3 protein-coding genes and 1 CRISPR repeat array are annotated in these 5335 nt (G+C 36.0%); all 3 genes read left to right on the top strand.

Going from position 1 to position 5335, the window contains the following annotated elements; translation table 11 throughout:
* Nucleotides 1-2952: type II CRISPR RNA-guided endonuclease Cas9 (gene cas9, locus C6H22_RS05975; protein WP_104694420.1), on the top strand; the 2952-nt coding region annotated here is incomplete at its 5' end.
* A complete protein-coding gene (cas1, locus tag C6H22_RS05970) occupies nucleotides 2953-3876 on the top strand; it encodes a type II CRISPR-associated endonuclease Cas1 (RefSeq protein WP_104694419.1) in 924 nt (307 codons plus the stop codon).
* A 2-nt stretch (nucleotides 3877-3878) separates the two neighbouring features.
* A complete protein-coding gene (gene cas2, locus C6H22_RS05965) occupies nucleotides 3879-4334 on the top strand; it encodes a CRISPR-associated endonuclease Cas2 (protein ID WP_233707068.1) in 456 nt (151 codons plus the stop codon).
* A 153-nt stretch (nucleotides 4335-4487) separates the two neighbouring features.
* A CRISPR array of direct repeats spans nucleotides 4488-4787; the repeat unit is 36 nt; unit sequence ATTTTACCATAAAAAGATTCAAAAAGGGACTAAAAC.
* Between the last annotated feature and the right edge of the window lie 548 nt (nucleotides 4788-5335).

The following is a 5335-nucleotide window of genomic DNA, read 5'->3' as shown; positions in this document are numbered from 1 at the left end:
CCTCGTAGACAAGCTAGAAGTGTTCGTAGGCGTTTAGCAAGGCGTAGAGGCAGATTAGAGTCGTTAAAAAAACTTCTTACGAATGCGTGGCATTTATCTTATGAGGATTATATTGCCACAGATGGAGAGTTACCCAAAGCTTTTTGTGGTAAAAGATTTCTTAATCCATATCAGTTGCGCTATGAGGCATTAGAAAGACTTCTTAGTAAAGAAGAGCTTATGCGTGTTATATTGCATATTGCCAAGCATCGAGGCTATGGAAACAAAAACATCAAGCAAGCTCAAGATAAAAAAGACAAAGAGGAAGGCAAGATACTAAGTGCATTGAGTGAAAATGCAAAAAAGATCTCGCGTTATCGCACAGTTAGTGAGTATTTTTATAAAGAATTTTGCGAAGTGCAAGATATTGGGAATGCACAGGATAAAACCCCGATCATACGAGTGCTAAAACCTATACGCAACAAAGCGCTATCCTACGCAAATTGCGTTTCACAAGTGGCATTACAAAATGAGCTTAGTTGTATTTTTGAGATTCAAAGAGGTTTTGGGTTTGCGATCACCAAAGAACTATGTGATGAGGTTTTGCATATTGCATTCTATCAAAGACCCTTAAAAGATTTTTCCCACCTTGTAGGAAAATGCACATTTTATGAGAATGAGTATCGCGCTCCAAAATATTCGTTGAGTGCAGTAGAATTTGTTACAATAAGTAAAGTTGTCAACATTCTTGCTTCTTGTAGTAAGGAAAGTGGTGAGATATATACACAAGAGCAATACCAAAGGATATTGTCCTCTGTGTTTGAGGAAGTATGCAACAAGGGAAGCTTAAGTTTTGCACAATTACGAAAAATACTTAACCTCAATGAGAGTATTCAATTTCAAGAATTAAAGCATAGTAATCTTGAAAAGCCTGAAACAAAGAAATTTGTAGAATTTAAAAATTTCAAAAAGTTTTGTCATATTTTGGGTCATGTAACGCAGGATAGGGAGATATCAGATAATATTGCACGAGATCTTACATTGACCAAAGACAAGGAGCAATTAAAACAAAAGCTTTGTAAATATCCAGCATTGACACAAGATCAAGTTATGCAACTATCAGAGATAGATTTTGATCATCATATTAGCTTAAGTCTTAGGGCATTAGGTGAGATTTTACCATTTATGCGCAATGGTATTAGATATGATCAAGCCTGTAAAAATGCAAATCTCATAACACGGCATAATGATAAAAAGATGAAATTCTTACCACCCTTCAATGAGAGTATGTATGCACAAGATTTGCATAACCCTGTCGTACTTCGGGCTATATCGGAATATCGCAAGGTGCTTAATACCCTTATTAAAAAATATGGGAGATTTCATAAAATTCATATTGAACTTGCGCGTGAAGTTGGCAAAAACTACAAAGATCGAGACAAGTATAAGAGAGAGATAGAATCCAATTACAAAAATAGAGAACAGGCAAAGGAAATGTGTGAAAAAATTGGCTTACCACTTAATGAGAATAATGTTTTAAAACTACGACTTTTTAGAGAACAAAATGAGATTTGTGCCTATAGTGGTAAAAAAATCACTCTAGATGATTTAAAAAGTGTAGGGGTTTTGGAAATTGATCATATTTTGCCTTATTCTCGGAGTTTTGATAATGGCTATTTGAATAAGGTGTTAGTTTTTACAAAAGAAAACCAAAATAAAGGTAACAAAACACCTTTTGAGGCATTTGGTGCTGATCCTATCAAGTGGGGCAAGATTGTTTCTCTTACCGAGTGTAATGGGTATCCCAAAAAGAAAGCACGAAAGATTACTACCAAAACATTTGCCACGAGAGAATCTGGATTTAAGGTGCGCAATCTTTCGGACACAAGGTATATAGCACGACTTATTACTAGTTATACACGAGAATACCTTGCTTGTCTTCCATTGGATTGCAACGAAGACACAATGTTGGTTGCTGGAGAAAAAGGAAGCAAAATACATGTAGAAACAATCAATGGTATGCTTACCACGACTATGCGTTATTTTTGGGGCTTACCTGTGAAAAATCGCCATGAGCATACACATCACGCTATTGATGCAATTATTATCGCTTATAGTAATGCAAGCATGATTAAGAGATTTTCGGACTTTGTAAAAAATCACCAAGAAACACTACAAGCAGGATTCTATGCTAAAGCACTTGCACAAGATACATTCAAAAATCAAAGAAAGTTTTTTGAACCATTTGCTGGATTTAGAGAACATGTCTTGCACAAAATAGCTCAAATATTTGTTTCGCATTCGCCAAATAAGCGAGTGCGAGGGGCATTACATGAGGAGAGTTTTAAATCTTTTAATGATGCAACCTACCAAAAAGCATATGGCGGATTAGCAGGTATTCAAAAAGCTTTAGAATTAGGCAAGATACGGCAAATTGGGACAAAACTTGTGGCAAATGGTGAAATGGTGCGTGTTGATATATTTGCACACAAAAAAAGCAAAAAATTCTATGCTGTGCCTGTCTATACAATGGATATTGCACTTGGTGTATTACCCAATAAAGCAGTGGTAAGTGGGAAGAGCGATGGTGTCATCAAAGATTGGATAGAAATGGATGAAAATTATGAATTTTGCTTCTCACTTTTTAAAGGTGATGTCGTGCTTGTGCAAAAAAGCTCTATGGAAAAACCAGAATTTGCATATTTTGTATCTTTTGGTGTCTCAACAGCGAGCGTTGCCCTACAAACACATGATAATAATATAAAAACTCTCACACCAAACCAACAAAAACTCTTTATAAACGCAACACAAGAAGATGTAATGGCTAAAAGTCTAGGTATTCAGAGACTAAAGGTATTTGAGAAATACAAAGTCTCACCATTAGGAGAGCTTAAACCTAGCAAATATGAACCAAGACAGCCTATCGCACTCAAAACCACACCAAAGACACAAAAACCCAACAAGGATTCTTAGGTGGGCTACGATGAGGCATTTAGAAATGTTGTGTTTGCAAGCAAGGCACATTTGCGATTACAAGATCATCACCTAGTAGTGCAAAATGGGGAGGAGAACGCACGACTGTATATCAAAGATTTGCAATGCGTGATTTTAGAAAGTCCCCAAATTACCATTACTCAAGCACTGCTAAGTGCGTTGGCTGAAGCAAAAGTGCTTGTGCTTACTTGTGATAAGGCACACACTATCAATGGCATTTATACGCCATTTTTAGGACATTTTGCCAATGCACAGGTTGCGCGGGAGCATATTGCAGTGAGTGCGCAAAATAAGGCAAGTTTGTGGTGTGAGATTGTCAAAAACAAGATTAGTAATCAAGTAAGTGTGCTACAAATGTGTGGCTACATACAACAAGCCCAAGATTTGGCAAAGCTATGTGATAAAGTATCCATGGGCGATCATGATAATATCGAGGCGTATGCAGCAGCTTTGTATTTTAGGCATCTTTTTGGTAATGAGTTTTCTCGCAAACATAAACACAAGATTCAAAATGTCTTGCTAGATTATGGATACGCGATTGTGCGTAGCTGTGTCATTAGAAGCGTATGCATGAGTGGATTGCTCACTTGGTTTGGTATCAAACACAATAATCAGTTTAATCAGTTTAATCTCTGTGATGATCTCATAGAGGTCTTTCGCCCATTTGTGGATAGATGTGTTTTAGCACTTTTAGAATCTAGGGTGTTAGATTCTGAATATAGCCAATACACAGAGACAATAACACGACAAGACAAAATGACTTTGATTGGGAATCTACAGAGTGAAACAAAGATAGGAGAGAGAGTTTTTCCACTGTATAGGGCTATTAATTTTTATGTCCAGCGATTTAAAAATGCCTTATTATATGGACAGCCTTTGCTTTTGGTAGAGTTTGGAGTTTAGATATGAGGGAGGATACATTTATGCGTGTGCTTGTGATGTTTGATTTACCTACCCAAACCAAAAAAGACAAACATCATAGTGCAAAATTTCGCAATGATCTCATAAAGTTAGGATTTTTTATGATTCAATTTAGTGTATATATGCGAATCTGCAAGGGCGTTGCCTCTGCTAAGTCTTCTATCAATAATATTAGGAAATTTGTGCCACCAAAGGGAAATGTGCGGTGTATCACAATTACAGAAAAGCAGTTTGATGCTATGGAAATTTTACTTGGTGGTGTGAGTTTTAATGAAGAGATGAATACCCAAAAGAATCTGACGCTTTTTAGTTTTGATGAAAAAACTGGAGATTATGTATATTTGAACGATACAAAACAAGATACACAAAACATATCAGCAAATAAAAAGAAGACATCAAGCAAAACTATCTATCAAAAAAGTTTATTTGAGCTATATTGAGATACACAGAATATCAGTAGTTAGAAGAGGTGTCAGTCTAAAGGGATTTTTGAGCACTCATAGAGCCTCACCCTGCGCCGACTGACAAGCTTATTTTAGTCCCTTTTTGAATCTTTTATAGTATTGTAGCATAAGATTCTCATTTTTAAATCTATTTTACCATAAAAAGATTCAAAAAGGGACTAAAACCCTACGCTTGAAGTTCTGCTTTGCGGAAGGATTTTACCATAAAAAGATTCAAAAAGGGACTAAAACTATAACTCATCTGCTGTTGAGAAGCTTCCTATTTTACCATAAAAAGATTCAAAAAGGGACTAAAACCATTGACGACTTCATTGCTCGTATGAAGTTATTTTACCATAAAAAGATTCAAAAAGGGACTAAAACGCTATGAAACGCTATCAAAGCAAAAACTCCATTTTACCATAAAAAGATTCAAAAAGGGACTAAAACTTTTGGCAAAAAATCCTCTAGTGCTTGATATATGCCTTTAATAATGTGTGTAGGCGTGTAATACGCATCAAGGATTGTTCCTTTGAGATTTTTTAATGTTGTCGTATCAAGCAAAGATTCTAACTTTGCAAGGCTTTCGCTCCCCTCTCTAAATGCCGATGAAAGCCCACCAAATCCACTATAACTATTTAAAATACTCTTTTGCTCGTTGCTTAGCTCTCTTGGATTTTTTTGCAAATCTTGCAGAATCTCTATGGCTTTGATGTTGTTTTGAATCCTCTGTTTTGGATTTATAACTTCATCGTATGGCTCAAAATGGAAGTTCTCTCCCTCAAGCTTTGCACTTGGTAATTGCAAGTCTCTAATTTCTGTTTTTGTGATGGCTTCTTGTGTGTCTTTATCTATGCTAATCGTTTGTATTGTATCTTTATCCACAAGCTTGATACTAGATTCATCGTTTGGTTGTGGTGCTTTTGGTGGTAGATTATAAATATTATATTCTTTTGGCTGTGTAGCTTCTTTTTGTGCGTCCTCATCAAGAAAATCAA

This window comes from Helicobacter equorum (assembly GCF_900198655.1).
GTDB classification, from domain to species: Bacteria; Campylobacterota; Campylobacteria; order Campylobacterales; family Helicobacteraceae; genus Helicobacter_F; species Helicobacter_F equorum.
This window is presented reverse-complemented; position numbering and strand designations above follow the sequence as displayed.

Coding starts and splice junctions, on each gene's coding strand:
- cas2 (WP_233707068.1), top strand. CDS start 3,879: ATGAGGGAGGATACATTTATGCGTGTGCTTGTGATGTTTGATTTACCT.